A 17,961-nucleotide genomic window follows, 5' to 3' on the forward strand; every position below is an offset into this window, starting at 1 on the left:
AATTAATCCACGCTATGTGGTAAGCGCTCGGCAATACGTAACACTGAGCTACGAGAACGAACGTTTTCTTCAACTTCACTTTTGCTAGGTTTTAATTTACGACCAACTAGCGCCAATTTTTTACCTTTATTTAATTCTTCTTCACTAACCGGAAAGCCTCTAGGTACTTTCTTACCTTGGGAGTGCTTTTTCATAAACTGTTTTACTAATCTGTCTTCTAGTGAATGAAAACTTATCACCACTAAACGCCCCTTTTCAGCTAAAACAGACAAGCTCGCTGCGAGGACTTTTTCTATCTGTTCTAATTCACTATTGATATACATACGAATTGCTTGAAAGCTACGGGTTGCAGGATGTTTTTTTATTTCTCGTTGTGGTGCCGTTGTTTTTATCAATTTTGCTAATTGACTAGTGCGAGTAAAGGGTGACTCTTCGCGTGCATCAACAATAGCGTTGGCAATACGCCAAGCATGCTTTTCTTCACCGAAGGTTCTTAACACCCAGGTAATATCTTCTACATCGGCCACAGCTAGCCACTGAGCTGCCGTTTGTCCTCGCGTAGTATCCATACGCATATCCAATGGGCCGTCCTTCATAAAACTAAAGCCACGCTCTGCTTCATCAAGTTGAGGAGATGAAACCCCTAAATCTAATAAAATACCGTCAACCTTGCCCATTAGCTTATGTTGTTGAGCTATGCCGGCTAAGTTAGCAAAGCCCTGATGCTCAATGATAAAACGTGCATCATCTTTAAATTTTTCAGCCGCCGCAATAGCACTAGGATCACGATCTATAGCAATTAATCTACCTTTAGATGATAATTTCGAAAGAATAAGTGACGAGTGACCACCTCGACCAAAAGTACAGTCGATATAGCAACCATCAGGGTCGATATGTAAACCATCAACCGCTTCGGTTAATAAAACAGAAATATGCGCTTTATCTAATTCCATGATTTTATGTTAACAACCTTTTTAACGTAATTATTTTTATAATGATAAATCTAACAAACGATCAGTTAATTCAATTTCGCCTGATTGAATTTTAGTGATTCCTTGCTGCATTTGAGTTTCCCATGCAGACTCGCTCCAAATTTCAAATTTTTTCAGTTGTCCTACAAGCATGATCGATTTTTCTAAACAAGCATGCTTTATTAATGGCCCATTCAGTAACAAGCGACCATTTTTGTCCATTTCGCAATCGGTAGCATTACCAAGCAATACTTGTTGCAATAACCGTTCTTCCGGTTCATGCTTGACAAGTTGCACAATTTTAATTCAATTTCTTCCCATTCGGGTAATGGGTAAAGCAATAAACAGGCGTGCTGAATATCAACGGTACACACCATTTTTCCTTGGCAATCAGCAAACAGTTCATCACGATACCGTGTGGGTATCGTGATTCTGTTTTTACTATCAAGCTTTATCGCACTTGCGCCTCGGAACATCGTTTTAAACTTACCTTATCGACTGAAATTTTTACGGGCTATTTCGTAAGAGTGATCTTCTAAGATCCACAATTACCCACTTTTTACCACAATGATACAGTTTAGTGACTAAAGCAAACTTATGTCAAGTGAATAATGGGGAAAAAAACGCTACAGACACTGGTCAAAAAACCAGTAAAATTAAGGGCTAGATAAAGAAATGCAGGAAGTAGATGAATTTGTGGAGTTTTGTGGATCAGTAGTCGATAAGATAGCTAAAAAATGATCATTAAAAATTTTTATTTTGAAGAAAGTAGTAATTTAAGTGTTAAAAGTGGAGTTTAGTGATTCACCCTTAAATTTTACGTGATTTTTCGAGCTCGTTATTAGCATCAACCACGCAGTCTCGACCGCTACCTTTGGCTAAATACAAACGCCGGTCAGCTTTTAATAGGAGATCTTCGAGTTTTGTCCCATCTTTTTCATAAGTCGAAATGCCTGCACTAACAGTAATAGCTAAGGTCGTTTCATTATGCACAAAAGGCATCGCTGTTAGTTGCTGCCTTATTGAATCCACTTGCTGAAAACAGTCTTCTTCTTTAGAGCCAAAGCAATAAGTAAAACAAACTCCTCGCCACCAAACCTAACTAACAAGTCAGTTTTTCTGATCCTATTTCTAATAAAATCAGCAATATACCTTAGTGTTGCATCACCAACATGATGACCGTATTGGTCATTAATTTTTTTAAAATAATCTAAATCAAAAAGTACCACCGCTAGCGGCGTTTTATACCGTTTTGCGTACTCCACATACAGTGTAAAAGTATCCGCTAACTTCATACGGTTAGCTAAACCCGTTAATCCATCTGTTCCTGCCAGTTCCAGTAATCGTTCTTCATTCTTTTCTCTATTTGTTTCATATACATGGGCTAGTGAAATCATAAGACTAGCGCTAAGAATGATGTTCAACGAATCAGCAATACTTATTGATAAGTCCCCATTTATAAAACGAAAATGATAAACAGAGACACCGCAAAATAGAAAAAAGAGTGAAGTCCAAAGTCCTTGTTTTCGGCCCATTAAAAGGTAAGAAATCAGTGGTATCGTTAATACCCAAACAAAAATTGATGCCGAAGAATTAGGTACATACATGGCGTATACCATAGTGGCAAAAAATGGACACAAAAATATATTAACCCGGCGTTGAAAGTGCGAGACGTGTAATATTTTACGCCATAAAAAGAAGGCAAAAAAAACAAAAATCATTTCTAATATCGCTAACGACCAAAGTCCGCGATACAAATTGATTGTGGAAAATGTAATACCACCAATTATTACCAAGACTAACAAGGCACGCATGACGCTTCGTCTATATTGTAAGTTTTGTTCTAATTTTTTAAACATTTAACTCTCTGCTAGTGCATCGTCAGAATACTACATCAATAAACGCCATACTTTGATTTTTTCTCTATGTTGCCACGTCATTTCAATTCAAATGATTACTCATTATTGAAATGCCTTAATGACTGATTATCATTATCATAAATGTTAAACATGCCTTAAAATTAATGTGAATACAAGAAAGCTTTATAACACTCAACGATTAAAAGTTAAAAAAGAAGATATTATTTATATTCCCGTTAGTATAAAAATAGTATAAAAAAACCCCGTTTGTCGACGGGGTTTACTAGGGTCTGTTACTCGTTAATTGAATTAACTAGAATAGCTCATCATCAATATCAAATAGACAGTCACAACCAGATTTAGCTGAGGCAATTAATGAAAGTCGACGAGGAAGTATACGCGTATAAAAATAACGAGCTGTATGCAATTTACTTTGATAAAAATCATCACCACTCTCGCCATTGTTATCTTTTTTCGATAACGATACTTGTGCCATTCGTGCCCATATATAAGCCATTGCCGTGTATCCAAACACATGTAAATAATCGTTAGCAGAAGCACCAAGCTCATTAATGTTAGTTTGAGATTTGGCCAATAAATCTGTCGTTAAATGAGTTAAATCATTAACGGCATCACCAAGGGGTGCAATAAATTCTGCCATCACATCATTATCTTTGTTTTCATTAATGTAAGTGTTTACTTCGTCGGTAAAGACTTTTAACATTGCACCGTTGGATGTTGCTATTTTTCGAACCAACAAGTCCATTGCTTGAATGCCGTTAGTGCCTTCGTATATTTGTGTAATACGAGCATCTCGTACTAACTGCTCTTGTCCCCATTCGCGAATAAAACCATGACCACCAAATACTTGTTGCCCCGCTACCGTATTTTCAAAACCTAAATCAGTAAAAAATGCTTTCGCTACAGGCGTCATTAATGCGGCTAATGTCTCGCCTTTTACTTGCTCATCACCTTCACCATAGGTGGCATAATCTAACTGCATTGAAATATAGCTAGAAAGTGCACGTGAACCTTCATTTAACGCCTTCATATTTAATAACATACGGCGAACATCGCCATGTACCATTATAGAGTCAGCCTCTTGACTAGGATTCTTCACACCATTTTGCTTACTGTCAAGTGCTCGGCCTTGGAGGCGATCTTTAGCATATTCTAGTGCATTTTGGTATGAGCGGACTGCGGCACCTAAGCCTTGAATACCCACACCAATGCGTTCAAAATTCATCATGGTGAACATGCAGGCTAAGCCTTTGTTTAGTTCACCAATTAGGTAACCTTTTGAGTCATCAAAATTCATAACACAGGTGGCAGAAGCATGAATACCCATTTTATGTTCTATTGAGCCACAGCTTACGTTATTAAATTCTCCTAACGTTTCATCATCATTAACCTGAAATTTAGGCACTAAGAATAATGATATTCCGCGAGGACCTGCAGGGGCGTCAGGTAATTTTGCTAACACCAAATGGACAATATTTTCGGTTAAGTCGTGCTCACCGCCTGTAATGAAAATTTTAGTACCTGAAACATTATAGGTGCCATCTTCTTGTGGTATTGCTTTAGTGCGAATAATGCCTAAATCTGAACCTGAATGTGCTTCAGTTAAACACATAGATGCCGACCATTCACCAGAATACATACGTGTAAGGTAACGTTGTTTTAATGCTTCATCACCATGTTTGGCCAAAGATAATGCAGCGCCCGCAGTGAGCACGGGGTAAAGTGCAAATGAGATATCAGCACTACATAACATTTCTTCATGTAAACCAGTAAGCATCTTAGGCATGCCCATGCCACCATAATTTACATCACCGCCAAGCGCTGTCCATCCACCATCAACATAAGTTTGAAATGCTTTTTTGTAACCAGGAGCGGTGGTTACTACGCCATCTTTATAGCTAACTCCTATTTCATCGCCTTGTCGAGCAATTGGATCTAATTCTTGTTCAGCTATTTTTGCACATTCTTGCAGAATAGCTTGTGCTGTTTCTTTATCAACTTGTTGTGCTAGTTTTGGTAGGTTTTGCCACATTTTGTCCGCTTGAAATACTTCATACAGCAAAAAGCTCATATCTTTTAATGGAACTTTATATTCAGCCACAATAACTCCTTATTATTTTCAAATTTTATTAATCTTTCGGTTAATACTAACGATAACGCTAGTTAAAAGGCGCCAATTAAAATCAAACGACCAATTCAAACAGTTGTTTGATTCTTGCATTAATCATGTTTAAAGTAAAGTTTAATGCGCGGAAATTGCCAAGTTCTATTTGATATTTTGTTAAACCTTGCGTTAATGATGTTAATGTTAAAGAATTAAGTAGGGAACGTTTGTGAGGAATACTAGTGAAAGTCATTAAAATATTACTTTGTCTCTCGTTATGCGTAACAGGATTGGTAGACGCTAAACAGCTTAGTTTTTCTAAACAAAAAGAAGACGACCAATACCGTTTCAATTATCAATGGCTTGATCATGATAATCAAAACCAATCAATGAGTTTTTTATTAAATAAATATGCTTTATTTCAACGCTTTAGAATGCTTCGTGGTTATCAAAGTGACTTTGCACAAAAAACAATTATACGTGCCGTAAAACAACAACTAAGCCAGACACCTTTGCAAGAAGCACAAGCTTTATTCTTACAGCAAAATGGGAAAACGGTCCTACAAGTCAAAGGATTAAAAGATGAACATGTTTCAAAAGCCTACGAAAGAGTAAAAGAAATAGAACGCGAGGCTACTGCACAATATTTTAAAAAAATTATTATCAAGTTTTTAATACACCTGACCAGGTCGCAGGTATTAAAATAGATCATACTCGGATTGCTAATGAGTCTGTTGCCGACTTTAAAGGAGTTAAGCCAGTAATTTTAGAACAAGTGTCCATTAAAAACATTCGTAAGGTAACGGATTACGTACTTAGTTTTGTACAAAACATCCCTTACGCAACATTAGAGTCTAGGGTTACGTCCTCTGGGACTGGTTTTAATTCACCCGCAAAGTTATTATGGGAAAACCAAGGAGATTGCGATAGTAAAGTCACATTAACCGCGACGATTTTACGTGCATTAATGCCAAGAATACCCATGGTAATGATTTTTATTGATCAACATGCTTTTATTGGTATAGCGACACCCGCTACCACTGGAGAAATGACGATAGAGTATCAAGGTGTAAATTATCTGCTAGGTGAACCCACAGGTCCAGGTCTTTATAAACTAGGTAAACTGGCCCCTGAATCTGAATTAGCAATAAATCAAGGGCGTTACGTGGTAGAGCCTTTTCTCGCTGATGAGGTTCTATAGCAGAAAAAACACGTTATACTCATGAGATCAGGGTTAGCTTTCGTCCTCTAGCAACTCGGTTAAAAAAGTTAAGCTAGGGGCAAAGAATGCCGAACCTGTTTCAGCTTGGGTATATTTAAGTAACGAGTCAACATTGCCATGCCCATCACCATGTATCATACTTTTCAACATCAATTCGAAAGGCACCGGCGATTGACAATATGAGATAAAAAATAACCCTTGCTGCTTCATATCGCCGTATGGCATGCTTTGACGTAAAATTTCAATAGACTTTCCATTTCCATCTTTTAAATTAGTACGTTTAGTATGCGCCGATAATGGCTTTTGCTCATCATCATATTCAATATTATCAATTTTAGTACGACCAAAAACATCTTCTTGCTCTTGCTCTTTTAATGAACGCCACAAGGTTAAATTATGGCGATAACGTTGGGTATGTAAATAACTTCCTCCGGCAAAGAAAATAGCATCATCACTGGCATGCACAAGTGCAACTTCTCTACGATGCATACCTTGTGGATTTTCTGTGCCATCAACAAAACCGGTTAAATCACGACCATCAAGAAAACGAAATGCTTGTATTTGTTCTATAAGCTCAACACTATCAGCCAGTAACTGACACACCTTAGAGCACACGATATGATTAACATCAGCACGATCACTACGTATTTCTATATAAATATCAACATTGTCACTTGGTGCAACTCTATCTTCATCATTCATTGAAGGAAATGGCTTTAATAAGGGCGTGCCAAAGGATAAAATTCATCCCAATAATTGGCTCCTATGGCAATCACACTGGTTAAATTTGCCTCCGAAAATTGGTCAGAATAATCATCAAATAACGCAGGTAAACGAGACAAAGCGGCTCTAATAAAGGCATTTTTATCATCTAACACATTAAATAGTAAATAATTGCCATGTAAGTTTGGTTCTGCACAAACCCCGAATTGTTCTCTAGCCATTTGAAATCCCAGTAGTATTGTAGCTTTAATAGTAAGAGTATATACCCAAACCACTTGTAGATGCGAGTGGCAAAGCACTCTACTAATTTGATTAAATGTCATCCCTACTCAGTGTTTTATTGGTGAGCATTAAACAAACAATATGTTAGACCATAAGAGCAAAATTTTAGTGAGGTTCTTGCAACGATTTTCACCGCGATAACCCGCGAGTATTCTCTAATTATTTTTTTTGTTTTGGTGCAGTATGGCGTTTATTTCATCGAGTAAACAATCGGTTAGATCATTTACGATATTAACATGCTGTTTTTTAATAGCTCGCTCTAATTCAGCCGCACTTTGTGATAATTCTACAAAACCAAACATTTGAGCAGCACCAGAAATTTTGTGTGCTACCCTAGACAAACACTCTGTGTCATGGTTATTACAGCATTGTAAAATATCGTCTTTGTCCTGTATTAAATTTTGCACAAACGATTCTGTGAGATCAGATATATCAATATTATACTCGTTATGTTCGGTGCCATGCGTCATAGAGGTTGTATTAACAACAGCGTAATGTTTTGCGATTGTTGCAACAAAAACATCTCGTTCTATTGGCTTTTTAAGATGCCCGGCAAAACCAGCGCTAAATATTGTGCTATTTCATGGGACATAGCATTAGCTGTTAAAGCATAAATAGGTTGATTACAACCGAGCTCTTTCAATTTCACCAACGCTTCTATTCCATCCATTTTAGGCATTTGAATATCTAATAAAATTAAGCTTGGTCGGTGTTTTATACACAACTCCACAGCTTCCATCCCATTACATGCTTCAATCACATCTAACCCTAAACGAATAAGCAATCGGGCAATTAACCGTCGGTTATCATCGTGATCATCAGCTAAAAGAATTGTACCTACATATTGAGTTTCATTTGACGTGTGAAGTAATGCTTCCTCATCTTCTTGGCAATGCGTTAACGCCGGATATATTTCACCAAAAGGTAATTTAAGAACAAAAGTACTACCATGATTTAACTGACTACTTACACTAATACTACCCGACATAACCTTGGCTAGTTGCTCTGATAAGAATAAGCCTAATCCCGAACCAGAAAAACGTCGGCTAATGCTATTATCACCTTGAGTAAAGATATTGAACACTTTACTCATTTGCTCTTCACTCATGCCAATACCTGTATCCGTAATCGTGAACAGCAATGTTTTATTGATAATAGCAATATCTAAAGACACCCACCCTTCACTGGTAAATTTAATCGCATTTGAACAAAGATTAATTAGAATTTGCTTTAATCGTAAACCATCTACGTCAATAATGAATGGTCTTGGTAACTGATGAGTTATAGTGAAAGATAGATGTTTCCGTTGGGCCTGTTCCACAAACATATCACTGAGTTTATTCACTATATCGTGTAAATTTTGCTGCCTATTATCTAGTTCAAACTTATTTGCTTCAATTTTACTTAAATCTAAAATATCATTAATTAATTGTAATAAGTGCAAGCTGTTACTATGAATAATAGCTACCTCTTTGACGATACTATCATCATCAAAATCACCATGAATTATGGCCTCTGCTTGCCCTAGCACGGCCGTCAATGGCGTTCTGATTTCATGACTCATATTTGCTAAAAATTGGCTTTTGATCATGTTAGCATCTTGCAATTCTTTAGTTAAAAATTCTAATGCTTCGGTACGCTGTTTCACACGATTTTCTAGTTCTTTTGTTAAATGGCGCTCAAGATAACGACGATAAATCAAGAACAGTACCACCAATAAAAAAGCAACGCCCAGTACAATAAACTGTCGAAACTGCGCATCTTGTGTTGATTCTAATTGCTGCAACTTTTTGCTTTGCTGTAAGTTTTTTACTTGTCGGGTTAGTTGATCAGACTCAAACTGTGCTAACTGTTCATTGAGTGTGTCATTTGATAATTTCAAACGAAATTTTTGATACTTCAACTGGGATTTTAATGCGTCAACTGGCTTTTTTTCAGCTGCAAAAATAAGTGACATTAACCCTAAGTTTTCAGTGAGTAACCGTTGGAAACCCATTTCATTTGCTATAGAATTTGAAAGTTCAACATACTCACGTGACTGTTTAATATTCCCCCGATAATAAAAAACCTTAGCCGTTGTTTGTAAACAGCCTGCATAAGCCATCTGATGTCCAATTTTTTTGCTTAACTCAGCACCTTGGCTTGCATAAGTAAATGCTTTTTCCATCGCAGATAATTCATAACTGATTTCCGCTATATTATGCAACTGCCCAACACTGTCAAATTGAATACCGTGCTCATTAAAATAATTCAACGCATCAAAGGCATATTGCTCGGCCTTCTTATATTGCCCCGAATACTTATAAGCAACACCTATATCACCCGACGCTTTAGCGACACCTTGTTCATCCTTAATAGCCTGTCGCCTTGTTATAACATCTTTAAGCATGCTAATAGCAATATCATAACGTCGTAGGCTTATATAAAGTACCGCAAGATTATATCGAACATCAATTTTGTCCACTTCATCGCCAAATCGTTGATACAAGGAGTCGGCTTCTTGATATGCATTGAGAGCGGAAAAGGAATCACCTTTCGCTGTTTGTACTAACGCAATATTGTTCAATAAGTTAGCTTGTTTAATGGCAATTTCAGGTGAGAACGGTGTGTGTGTGGTATTTAAAAAAATCCAAAGCGCTTTGGTAGGCTGACAATGCTTGCTCATATTGACCTTGATAATAAAAAACAATTCCCAGTAACTTATTAACTTGAGCTTGCTGTAAAGGAAAATTTTCTTGAGTCGCTAATACCTTTGCCTCTTGAATGGTAATTAAGGCTTTTTGTAAATCACTTAGCATTAAGTAACTGCGACCTTGCACCAACAAAATATTTAAGCGTTGACTATGACTCAGCAAGTTGTTTGATAATAGCTTACTCAAACGATTCACAACAATTGATTTATCTTCTAGTTTTTGAATTTCAGCTACTTGGTCGTCAATCGATAGGGCTTGAACATTGAGTGCAATTGAAAATAAAAAAATAGATAGCAACAACTTGCGCCGCATAGCAAACCTTGGACAATAAATAATTAAAGAAGAAAATATGTTCGCTCAGTTATAGCACTAAAACTTCTTTAATGTAACTGTTTAGACATTGCAAACGATATAGTCTGACAGTTGAATTACCTTGAAACTACCATTATGATGCATCCATATTTATTAAATAGGTCGTAAGTAAACATGATAAAAAAATTATTTTATACTGCAATGTTATCCATGAGTTTAACATTCGCTGCACAAGCAACTATTGTAGAATTTAAAACGTCGCAAGGTGTTATTCAGGTGAACTTATTTGATAAAACCACACCTAAAACAGTGGCTAACTTTCTACAATATATTGATGAAGAGCACTATACAAATTCTGTAGTACACCGTGTTTCTGAAGGGTTTGTTGTTCAAGGTGGTGGATTTACCTTTGAAGGTGCGTGGCCTTTAACTCGCCTTGAAACGAATAGTCCTGTAATAAACGAACCTATCTACTCGAATGTTAAAGGTACCATAGCCATGGCTAAACTTAGCGACAGTGCTAATAGCGCCACGGATCAATGGTTTTTCAATTTAGCCAATAATGCCAGTAATTTAGATGTACAAAACAGCGGTTTTACCGTTTTTGGTCAGGTTATTGGCGATGGTATGACTGTTATCGAAAAAATAGCGCAACTTAAATTATGCAATGCAGGGTCTTTACAAGGTATACCTATGGTAGTTAACGAGGGACAGCAATGTGCTGATTTAGCCTCTCCGGGCATTGAGAACTTTGTGGTCATTGAAAACATGACTATTATTGATAGCTCAGAAGCTACTGCTGATGATTTAAACCCAGTTAAAAACACATTACTATCATCACCTACAGAACCAACAGCTCCTATAAATAATGATAGTAGTGGTGGTTCGTTCACTTGGTTTTATCTACTCTGCTTACTACCTTGGGTGATAAAAAAACGTGTTGGTTAAATGAGTAATTTTAATAATTGTAAAAATTTCAATTAATTAAATCAATAAAAAAGCAGCGAAAACGCTGCTTTTTTTAATTGTCATTTTTACGGAGTATATACTGTTAGCTTAACTCACGCTGACTTGAGTAAAAGTCGCTTAGCGTACTACTAACCTCGAGTAAACTCTGGATAAGCTTCCATACCACAGTCAGAGATATCACCGCCTTCATACTCTTCTTCATCACTAACACGAATACCAATGATGGCTTTAAGTGCAAACCAAACAATGAAGCTAGTCACGAATACCCAAACAAAAATTGTTGCCGCACCAATTAATTGACCACTAAGCGTAGCACCTGTGTTTGTTAATGGCACAATAAGTAGACCAAATAAACCAACAACACCGTGAACTGAAATAGCGCCCACTGGATCATCAATTTTCAATTTGTCTAAACCAATGATTGAAAGTACAACAATAATACCCGCGATTGCTCCAAATATTGTTGCCTGTAACGGTGATGGTGTTGACGGTTCTGCAGTAATAGCAACAAGACCGCCTAACGCACCGTTTAATACCATAGTTAAATCAGCTTTTTTGAATAATATTTTAGCTAAAATTAGTGCACTTATTGCGCCGGCGGCAGCGGCAGCATTAGTATTTAAGAATACCATCGCAACTGAATTTGCGCTGTTAATATCAGCAAGCTTCAATACTGAGCCACCGTTAAAGCCAAACCAACCCATCCATAAAATAAACGTACCTAATGTTGCCATAGGTAAGTTAGCACCTGGGATAGCATTTATTTTACCATCTTTAGTGTATTTACCTTTACGAGCACCCAGTAATAATACACCGGCTAATGCAGCAGAAGCACCGGCCATATGAACAATGCCTGAACCAAAGAAATCAGAAAAACCTAGGTCACCCAATGTATATAAACCAAATACAGCGTCGCCATTCCAAGTCCAAAACTTACCTTCCATTGGATAGATAAAGCCTGTTAACACAACAGTAAAAGCTAAGAAAGCCCATAGTTTCATACGCTCAGCTACTGCACCAGATACAATTGACATTGCTGTTGCAACAAACACAACCTGGAAGAAAAAGTCAGCAGCGTTTGAATAAACAGATCCACCATCAAAGCCTGCTTCTGCTGATTCTGCTAACACCGTACCAACTAAGGCTTCAGCATCTGCTGCACCATCTAACCCTATTCCGTTTAAGAATATCCCGCCACCATACATTATGTCGTAACCAACAACTAAATACATAATGCACGCAATAGCGTAAAGCGCGACGTTCTTTGTTAAAATTTCTGTGGTATTTTTAGCGCGAACTAAGCCGGCCTCTAGCATTGAAAAACCGGCAGCCATCCACATGACTAGTGCACCACAGATTAAAAAGTAAAAAGTATCTAAGGCGTATTGAAGTTGAAAAATATTCTGTTCCATAATTTATCCTATAATTGTTATATCTGAATTATTCACGATTGAGAGCAAAAGAGACTAAATAGCCTCAGAACCCTGTTCGCCGGTACGAATACGAATGACTTGTTCAAGGTTATAAACAAAAATTTTGCCATCACCAATTTTACCTGTGTAAGCGGCCTTACTAATTGCATCAACTAAACGTTCTACAATGTCGTCATTAACGGCTATTTCAAGTTTAACTTTTGGCAAGAAATCAACCTGATATTCTGCACCACGGTATAATTCCGTATGCCCTTTTTGGCGACCAAAACCTTTAACTTCACATACGGTTATCCCTTCGACACCAATTTCAGAAATGGCTTCACGGACATCATCTAATTTAAATGGTTTAATAATTGCGTTAACTATTTTCATTGTAAGACCTCTATTTAATATTTTTTTGGGTTATATTGAACTATGTAATTCAATTCATGTGCCACAATGAATACATCTTAAATATCAGTAGGTTAACTAGTTTTCCATTTTTTTGGAATTAGAGGGCGCACCAAAAAAGCACAATAATAAATTATTGAGTTTTTATTTGGTGCAAAGAGAGGTGTACTTGGGTGCTAAGTATATGTAGCGTTAAGAATACTTGAGGTAATACTTAGTCTTCAAACGTAATACTTTTCTTACTGGTATTGCCTGAATTCGCATATTGCATTGAATCTTGATATTGAATAGCTCTATTTTTACCACTCGATTTCGCGTGATATAACGCTTTGTCTGCCTGTACATATAACTGAGAGCTTGTTCGAGTCGTTTTAGATGTTGTCGATAAACCGATACTAACAGTCACTTTTACTTGTTGAATTTTGGAGTGATTAGCTTCAGTAGTAAATTTATGCTCATTTACTTTATTCACAAATCGGCGGGCAATATGTAAACTTTGAACGGCATCTATTCGAGGTAAAACACAGAGGAATTCTTCACCGCCTACACGCCCGATAATATCTTCTGTTCTTAAAATTTCATTACCAATTTCAGCTATTGTTCGAATAACGCCATCCCCAAAAGGATGACCATACTTATCATTAACTTGCTTAAAGTCATCAATATCTATCACCATAATAGAGACTGTGTTTTTTTCAGAATAATTCGCATCGACCGACTTGTGTAAATAGTTGAAAACATATCGTCTATTAAAAGAGTTTGATAAGGTGTCGCGTATGGATAATCGCGTTAGCTTTTTATTATGGTGCCACTGAAAGTAAGCAAAGAAGAGCAGAAAAAACACCAGTAAAAAAATAAAAGCCATTATATAATCTTGAATGATACCGGCTTGTTTTTGTTGTTCAAATTCAAGTTCTTCGGACTTTTGAACGCTGCTGTAACAACGATATTTCTACATCTTGCCGCTCTGCCTCTAACGATCCCCTAAGATATAATAAACGATCCGACATATTCTTTTTTAAGAGCTCAACCTCTTTTTTATTAAACTGCTTTAACAGTCGATAAGCTTCCTGGCTATTCCCTTGAGCTTCTGCTAGTTCTGCACTAATTTTATATATCTCAATTTGCCAATGAGTACCATTTAGCTCAGGAATTCCGTTAAAAATTTCAATCGCATTATTTAACGATTCTCCGCCTCATCAAGCTTGCCAAAGGCAAGTAAGCATTGAGATTTTCGCTTATACAATTCTGCTTTGTAATCAATTAGCCCTTCTAATTTAATCGCGTACTCAATAGACGGTAACGCCTGCCGGCAATTACCCTGCTCAGCTTCACTCATAGCAATGCCATACGCGGCATAAAATTTAGCATCCGTGTTATTAGGACTAAAATTAATTATCTCTTTATAACGCTGATAATACTCAATTGCTAACCCATATTTTTTCCAATAGCGGTAGGTAGAAGCTAAGCCGAAAATTGCTTCAGCTTGATGATTTGGGTAACCTAACTGTTGATAACTTGCTAGTGCTTTTTGATAATACTCAATAGATTTACCATAATCATCCATGTAACCATAAATTGCGCCATACACCTCATTAATCTTTGCCAATAAAAAGTTATCATGTAAGGCAAATGCTTCGAGATAAGCTTGCTGTAATTCAGTTAACGAGGTTTGGTATACCTGGGTTAAACTTTTTGTAAAAGCTAGTTCTTGTTTTGCCAAAACGGCTAAATAAGTGAACTTATTCTTAAGTGCTGCTTGCTTGGCTTTTTTTAATATTGATTCTGATAATCGATATCGTCCTTTGCGCTGAAGAATCATACCACGAAAAATATCTAAATTAATGAGTACCTTGGGAGGTGATTGCTGACTTACTGCAGCGAGTGTTTGCTGAACCGTTTGCTCAAATCTATTAAAAAAATATAATAAATTTTCAGCTTGTGCTTTACGCAACAACCACCATGATTTGTAGTCGGCTGACATATCATCAAGCTGTTCAGCTTGAGTCATTAAAAATTGGTAAGTTTTTAGGGGTTGCTTATTTAATTCTTCTTCCATATTTTCCAAGACAGTGCTGTCGGTAATGTTCGCTGCATTAGCAACAAAACAATAACCGCTGAAAAATATAAATAAAATACTTAAAAAGACTAATCGCAAAGTGATTCATTCCTAAAATATGTTTCTACGTTCCACAAATAAACAAACTTGGCGCACATCGCGTATACACATCGCGTATAAGTAATATAGCCTAACATGAAGTTGTGGGTATCTTAAATAAGTAATTAAGAAAACAAAGTTAACTTTTGAATAACTTATTAAAATTACTGACCGAAAAGCCATTTAGCAGCTTATCGCCTATTTTCAATACAGGAACGCCACGCATTCCTAAGGCTGAGAATTCTTTTTGACCTTTCGCTGTTTTAACATTACATAAACGGTAAGGGATATTTTTTTCATCCAAATAACGTTTTGCTGTTTGACAATGTGGACACTTTTCCATGGTATAAAGTACTATCCGTTTCACGATTTATCCTCTTAATTTTAGCTAGGGAAAGCCAATACCATGTAATGCTTTACGCTTTACTTTAATACCTTTACTTTAATACCTAGCACGACGGCATCAAAAAATGACATTGCCTTGAACAGAGTTTACTGTGTTCGTGTCGTGATGTCGTTCATTCTATTTAAACTCACACATTTTCTAACAATAAAAAACGTGAAATAGCCTTTAGCACCTCATTCGTGTTCTCTTTATGGGGCACATGCCCACAATCATTAAGGATTAACATATCTGAATACCCTCCGACATGTTCTGCAATAAAGTGTGGAAAAGCCGTGGTTCCATATTCATCTTTGTCGCCATGTATAATCAGCGTTGGGCAGTTAACATCTTGAATACAATATCTCAAACTCCATTGAGAAAATTCAGGTGATAACCAAATATCAACCCAAGCATTTAATACCCTTTTTGCTTTGCTACCATGCCATTTTTCTAAGCGTTTTATTTGGTTATCACTCATGAAAAATTCTTTAGCTTTTGTTATTCCCGAAAGCGTAATTTTTTCAATAAAAGCCTGCGCCGAAATAGATATAACGCCCAAACACTCGTGATCTTTTGCCGCTATATTAATAGCCATCCCACCTCCAACACTGTGCCCTAACAATACATAATTTTGAATTAATAATTGCTTTTTCAGAACTGGAAAAAACACTTCAGCTTCTTCTATTATGAAATTTTCAGTGGGCTTTTCAACGCAAGGATCTGATTTTCCAAACCCTAATCGATCATAAGCAATAACTTGTCTTGCCGTTACCTGTGATAATTTAAGCGGAAAGTCCTTCCATAAATCTACCGACCCCAATGAGTCATGAATTAGAATAATAGGAACGGTAGAGTTTAAGTTTTCAGGAATCCACATTTTAATATAAATACTTTTATCAAAAAGGGTAATTTTACTTTCTTTTAAAGTGGTCATAACATATCCGTTCGATGAATAAACTCTCGTGTTTTTCTAACTATTCTAAAGCCATTTACCAAAACACATTACACTTTTTATAAGGGAACAACCGTTATTACAAAACCTTGCCTTGAATTGATATCGTTCAAGTACTCTAAAACACGGGAATTTTAGAGAATTATTGCCTACTTAATAATTCTCCCGTAAAATCCTCCACGCGGTAATATTAACCGCATACATAATGTTTTAATCTCAGGGCGGGGCGAAATTCCCCACCGGCGGTAACTTATCACATAGATCAATTCCGATTTATTTTAAGGTAGCCCGCGAGCGCTCTTATTCGTTTTATTTAACCTTAAGAGGTCAGCAGATCTGGTGTAATTCCAGAGCCGACGGTTATAGTCCGGATGAGAGAGTTTAAAACAATCCATTTATTTAGCGATCAGTTTATGCGGCTACCCGTAAAATAACTGAGGACTAAACGAATCGTTTTGTTTACAGAAAATTTTCTGTATCTCTTTGCGCCCTGATTCTGGTAACTAAAGAGGAAATTTACCATGAGTCAGTCACTACTTAGTCAATTTGGAACAGCCCATCAAAGGGTCGAATCCGCAGTACATGCACTTCAATCCGGTAAAGGTTTGTTGTTAGTAGACGATGAAGATCGTGAAAATGAAGGCGATCTTATTTTTTCAACCCAACATATTACGCAACAACAAATGGCAATGATGATCCGAGAATGTAGCGGTATTGTTTGTTTAGTTTTAGAGCAGGATGATGTAAAACGTCTTAACCTACCGCAAATGGTATCAGATAATTCCAGTCGTAATAAAACAGCGTATACTGTCACAATTGAAGCAAAACATGGTGTTACAACAGGTGTTTCAGCAGCTGATAGGGTTCACACCATTCAAACGGCAGCCAACCAGGATAGTACACCCGATGATCTTAACACGCCAGGTCACGTGTTCCCTTTGCCGGCTGATTCAGGCGGTGTTCTTGTTAGAAGAGGACATACCGAAGGAACCATAGATTTGATCAAACTTGTCGGGTTAAATTCGAGAGGTATTTTATGCGAACTAACCAATGAAGATGGAACAATGGCTAGGTTACCTGAAATATGTCAGTTTGCTATAAAACATGACATGGTTGTTTTGAGTATCGAAGACATAGTTAAATACCGCACTTTAAACTGAGCATAGATTATACCCGTTGCTATTCAAGATACTGTTTTCCTAGGTATTAAGCACCCTTTAAACGAGACACTATATGGAAGTCACGGGCATATTATTGATGAATAAAGCCACTTAAAACAGTGGTTTTTATTGTATTGAACAATACAAACACAATTGACAAAATACCTATCGCCTCTTGTGTTGTTTTTTTTTAATTCCCAGATTTAATATTAAAATGATTGTATCTACGATGACATTTGGCGGCGTACTCGAAAAAGTTAAAATGAACCGAACACTTGTACCTAGATATGTTCAAGGAAAGTTATCGCCTCAATCAATTTTCTTCTA

19 protein-coding genes, 1 pseudogene and 1 riboswitch are annotated in these 17,961 nt (G+C 36.8%); of the genes and pseudogenes, 4 read left to right on the plus strand and 16 right to left on the minus strand.

Features of this window, described 5'->3' with window-relative positions; translation table 11 throughout:
* Positions 1 to 2: 2 nt before the first annotated feature.
* The 5 genes and pseudogenes from rsmH to L3081_RS22685 all read right to left on the minus strand — a co-directional run bounded on the left by rsmH (position 3) and on the right by L3081_RS22685 (position 4,952).
* The gene (gene rsmH, locus L3081_RS22670; protein ID WP_242288551.1) at positions 3 to 953 is read right to left on the minus strand and encodes a 16S rRNA (cytosine(1402)-N(4))-methyltransferase RsmH; all 951 of its coding nucleotides are present in this window, start codon (positions 951 to 953) and stop codon (positions 3 to 5) included.
* 36 nt (positions 954 to 989) lie between these two features.
* Positions 990 to 1,447, minus strand: a pseudogene (mraZ, locus tag L3081_RS22675) (division/cell wall cluster transcriptional repressor MraZ).
* 334 nt (positions 1,448 to 1,781) lie between these two features.
* A complete protein-coding gene (locus L3081_RS27480; RefSeq protein ID WP_338027473.1) occupies positions 1,782 to 2,003 on the minus strand; it encodes a GGDEF domain-containing protein in 222 nt (73 codons plus the stop codon).
* Positions 1,991 to 2,830, minus strand: coding sequence for a GGDEF domain-containing protein (locus L3081_RS27485; protein WP_274620725.1), 840 nt, complete (start codon positions 2,828 to 2,830; stop codon positions 1,991 to 1,993). Before L3081_RS27485 ends, L3081_RS27480 begins: the two co-directional genes overlap by 13 nt.
* A 313-nt stretch (positions 2,831 to 3,143) precedes the next feature.
* Positions 3,144 to 4,952 carry an acyl-CoA dehydrogenase C-terminal domain-containing protein gene (locus L3081_RS22685; protein ID WP_338027474.1) on the minus strand — a complete coding sequence of 603 codons (1,809 nt, stop codon included), beginning with the start codon at positions 4,950 to 4,952 and terminating at the stop codon, positions 3,144 to 3,146.
* A 245-nt stretch (positions 4,953 to 5,197) separates the two neighbouring features.
* Between L3081_RS22685 and L3081_RS22690 the strand changes: the two genes are divergently transcribed.
* Positions 5,198 to 5,662, plus strand: coding sequence for a hypothetical protein (locus L3081_RS22690; protein WP_242288552.1), 465 nt, complete (start codon positions 5,198 to 5,200; stop codon positions 5,660 to 5,662).
* A gap of 68 nt (positions 5,663 to 5,730) precedes the next feature.
* Positions 5,731 to 6,156: a hypothetical protein gene (locus L3081_RS22695; protein WP_242288553.1), complete on the plus strand. Its 426-nt coding sequence runs from the start codon at positions 5,731 to 5,733 to the stop codon at positions 6,154 to 6,156.
* 33 nt (positions 6,157 to 6,189) lie between these two features.
* Here L3081_RS22695 and L3081_RS22700 read toward each other — a convergent pair whose 3' ends face one another.
* From L3081_RS22700 to L3081_RS22715, 5 genes are all read right to left on the minus strand, one after another.
* Positions 6,190 to 6,879, minus strand: a complete 690-nt coding sequence (locus L3081_RS22700) for a Dyp-type peroxidase (RefSeq protein WP_338027475.1) — start codon at positions 6,877 to 6,879, stop codon at positions 6,190 to 6,192.
* Positions 6,880 to 6,893: 14 nt separating this feature from the next.
* On the minus strand, positions 6,894 to 7,121 hold the full coding sequence (locus L3081_RS28725; RefSeq protein WP_338027476.1) for a hypothetical protein: 228 nt from the start codon (positions 7,119 to 7,121) through the stop codon (positions 6,894 to 6,896).
* A 216-nt stretch (positions 7,122 to 7,337) separates the two neighbouring features.
* Positions 7,338 to 7,652, minus strand: coding sequence for an Hpt domain-containing protein (locus L3081_RS22705; protein ID WP_242288554.1), 315 nt, complete (start codon positions 7,650 to 7,652; stop codon positions 7,338 to 7,340).
* 59 nt (positions 7,653 to 7,711) lie between these two features.
* Positions 7,712 to 9,847 carry an ATP-binding response regulator gene (locus tag L3081_RS22710; RefSeq protein WP_242288555.1) on the minus strand — a complete coding sequence of 712 codons (2,136 nt, stop codon included), beginning with the start codon at positions 9,845 to 9,847 and terminating at the stop codon, positions 7,712 to 7,714.
* Positions 9,774 to 10,187, minus strand: coding sequence for a tetratricopeptide repeat protein (locus L3081_RS22715; RefSeq protein ID WP_242288556.1), 414 nt, complete (start codon positions 10,185 to 10,187; stop codon positions 9,774 to 9,776). Before L3081_RS22715 ends, L3081_RS22710 begins: the two co-directional genes overlap by 74 nt.
* A 210-nt stretch (positions 10,188 to 10,397) precedes the next feature.
* Between L3081_RS22715 and L3081_RS22720 the strand changes: the two genes are divergently transcribed.
* The gene (locus tag L3081_RS22720) at positions 10,398 to 11,135 is read left to right on the plus strand and encodes a peptidylprolyl isomerase (RefSeq protein WP_242288557.1); all 738 of its coding nucleotides are present in this window, start codon (positions 10,398 to 10,400) and stop codon (positions 11,133 to 11,135) included.
* A 149-nt stretch (positions 11,136 to 11,284) separates the two neighbouring features.
* Here L3081_RS22720 and L3081_RS22725 read toward each other — a convergent pair whose 3' ends face one another.
* From L3081_RS22725 to L3081_RS22750, 6 genes are all read right to left on the minus strand, one after another.
* Positions 11,285 to 12,568 carry an ammonium transporter gene (locus tag L3081_RS22725; RefSeq protein ID WP_242288558.1) on the minus strand — a complete coding sequence of 428 codons (1,284 nt, stop codon included), beginning with the start codon at positions 12,566 to 12,568 and terminating at the stop codon, positions 11,285 to 11,287.
* 54 nt (positions 12,569 to 12,622) lie between these two features.
* A complete protein-coding gene (gene glnK / locus L3081_RS22730) occupies positions 12,623 to 12,961 on the minus strand; it encodes a P-II family nitrogen regulator (protein WP_242288559.1) in 339 nt (112 codons plus the stop codon).
* Positions 12,962 to 13,193: 232 nt separating this feature from the next.
* Complete coding sequence (locus tag L3081_RS22735; protein ID WP_242288560.1) at positions 13,194 to 13,844, minus strand: GGDEF domain-containing protein; 651 nt, start codon at positions 13,842 to 13,844, stop codon at positions 13,194 to 13,196.
* Between the two features lie 315 nt (positions 13,845 to 14,159).
* Entirely contained in the window at positions 14,160 to 15,137 is a 978-nt protein-coding gene (locus L3081_RS22740; protein WP_242288561.1) for a tetratricopeptide repeat protein, read from the minus strand.
* Between the two features lie 139 nt (positions 15,138 to 15,276).
* On the minus strand, positions 15,277 to 15,504 hold the full coding sequence (locus L3081_RS22745; RefSeq protein WP_242288562.1) for a glutaredoxin family protein: 228 nt from the start codon (positions 15,502 to 15,504) through the stop codon (positions 15,277 to 15,279).
* A gap of 166 nt (positions 15,505 to 15,670) precedes the next feature.
* Positions 15,671 to 16,456, minus strand: a complete 786-nt coding sequence (locus L3081_RS22750) for an alpha/beta fold hydrolase (RefSeq protein WP_242288563.1) — start codon at positions 16,454 to 16,456, stop codon at positions 15,671 to 15,673.
* A gap of 226 nt (positions 16,457 to 16,682) precedes the next feature.
* Positions 16,683 to 16,861, plus strand: a riboswitch (FMN riboswitch).
* 134 nt (positions 16,862 to 16,995) lie between these two features.
* Between L3081_RS22750 and ribB the strand changes: the two genes are divergently transcribed.
* The gene (ribB, locus tag L3081_RS22755; RefSeq protein ID WP_242288564.1) at positions 16,996 to 17,634 is read left to right on the plus strand and encodes a 3,4-dihydroxy-2-butanone-4-phosphate synthase; all 639 of its coding nucleotides are present in this window, start codon (positions 16,996 to 16,998) and stop codon (positions 17,632 to 17,634) included.
* Positions 17,635 to 17,961: the final 327 nt, after the last annotated feature.

Source organism: Colwellia maritima (genome assembly GCF_022669015.1).
Lineage (GTDB): Bacteria > Pseudomonadota > Gammaproteobacteria > Enterobacterales > Alteromonadaceae > Colwellia > Colwellia maritima.